Genomic DNA, 1,950 nt, shown 5'->3' with positions numbered 1-1,950 from the left:
GGAACGCAAGAGTTTGTTGATAACTACAAAAGCGCACTTGCCGAGTTACAAGGGCTTATACTTCCTAAATCAAAAACCGGTAAACTTGTTGAAGGTTCATTTGCATGGCTGCTTAAACAATACTTTAACAGCTCTAATTGGCATAGTTACACTAAAGCTACAAAAAAACAAAAAGAACTCATCCTTATGAAGGTATGTGATACTATAGGAAACATTCCATACCAAGCAATTGAAAAGAAGCATATTATAGCCGGTGTTGAACGGCGTAAAGAAACACCAGCAATGGCTAGAAACTTTCTGAAAGCCCTTAATGGACTTTTTAATTGGGCAATTGACCAAGGTCTTTTAGAAAATAATCCAGCCTTAGGTGTTAAAAGACCAGCCCTTCACAACAAAGATGGGTTTGCTGTTTGGACAGAAGAAGATGTTGAGAAATATTATCAAAGATGGTCCCGTGGTACCCATGAACGCGTTTGGATTGATGTTCTTTTATATACGGGTTTGCGTCGTGGTGATGCGGTCCGCATTGGCTGGAAAGATGTAAAGAATAACATCATTCATCTTAAAACAGAGAAAAGTAAATTCCAAACAGATGTTTTTCTTCCCATTTTACCGGAATTAGCCAAAACGCTTGAAGCAGGTCCTATTGGAGCAGAAACATTCATTTGTGGTAAAGAAGGTAAAAAACTCGTTAAAGAAAGTTTTGGCAACCTTTTTCGTGAGGCTTGTAACGTAGCGGGAATCAAAAAATCAGCACATGGCTTAAGAAAATTAGCAGCAACACGCGCAGCTAACTCTGGTGCAACAGTATCACAACTCAAAGCAATTTTTGGCTGGACAGATGACGCTATGGCATCTCTTTACACAAAGAGCGCAGACCGTAAAAAACTTGCTCTTGAAGCCATAAAAAAGCTTCAAAAAGATGAGGGATAGAGGCAAAAAAACTCAATAGAATCAAGATTCACCTATTCCCTCATATTAGACATAACTATTTTATTTTACTTGCTTTTTATTTGCTCTCATCGCCCACCATTTTATTTTGTAAATAAGTTTTTTGTTCTAAACATACTTATGAATGAATCGGCTTTAAAAACCTTGTCTATTAAAGTTTATGCTTTCTGCCTCTGCATAATTTAGCGTTTTTAAGTTCTATTCTTGAAAAACTATGCAATACCTTAACAAGCTATCTATTGATCTAAGCGTATTGTTCAATAATATTTTCTTCCGTTCCAACTAACTTTTTGCTTATCCCACAAAAAAAAGTATTATAAATACACCTAATTTCCAGTCATATCTGGAAGAGATTTTAAACTGTCGATGCAAATCTTACATAAAACTTTTCCAAATAGTGCAAACCAGCTATTCCCTCCAAGATACCCTTTAGACGCACTAGATATCTGAATAGAATAAATATCTGGAAAGATAAAATAATTCAAAAATACACGCCCGCAAAGAATTTAATATAATTTATCAAATATTTTCAACTGAACCTTTCTTATTATTACGAATATCGGTCGTTAAAACTTAAAAAAATATTGCTTTGTGAAAAATTTTTAAACAGAAAAAACGATCATGTTTAAAAATGAAACCGTTAGATAACACACTCAAAGAATTGACTTATGAAGAATTATTTTAATTGAAATTTAAATAGTTTTACAAAGAACGCTTTAAAATGCGCATTAAAATGATTGACCTTTTACAAGAAATTTGTCAAAAAGCATATCCAGTTTGGAGGGGTGGCCGAGCGGTTTAAGGCACCGGTCTTGAAAACCGGCGTGCAGGAGACTGTACCGTGGGTTCGAATCCCACCCCCTCCGCCACAGCACTTTTATGGTGCTATAACTTGTTGATTTTATTTATTGTAGCTTGCCAGTGTAGCTTGCCAGCGGGTTTTGTATATTTTGCCACTAGGTTTTGTACCAATTTATTTTTTTTCAAAGAGTTTTAAAG

1 protein-coding gene and 1 tRNA gene are annotated in these 1,950 nt (G+C 35.2%); both read left to right on the top strand.

What is annotated here, in order from left to right; all coding sequences use genetic code 11:
- On the top strand, positions 1–933 hold a 933-nt coding region (locus ACFIKE_RS09955), incomplete at its 5' end, for a tyrosine-type recombinase/integrase (protein ID WP_375649674.1).
- Between the two features lie 797 nt (positions 934–1,730).
- Positions 1,731–1,820 (top strand) — tRNA-Ser (locus ACFIKE_RS09950).
- The last annotated feature ends 130 nt before the right edge of the window (positions 1,821–1,950 follow it).

Source organism: Bartonella sp. MU70NMGDW (genome assembly GCF_042194085.1).
Taxonomy (GTDB): domain Bacteria; phylum Pseudomonadota; class Alphaproteobacteria; order Rhizobiales; family Rhizobiaceae; genus Bartonella; species Bartonella grahamii.
This window is presented reverse-complemented; position numbering and strand designations above follow the sequence as displayed.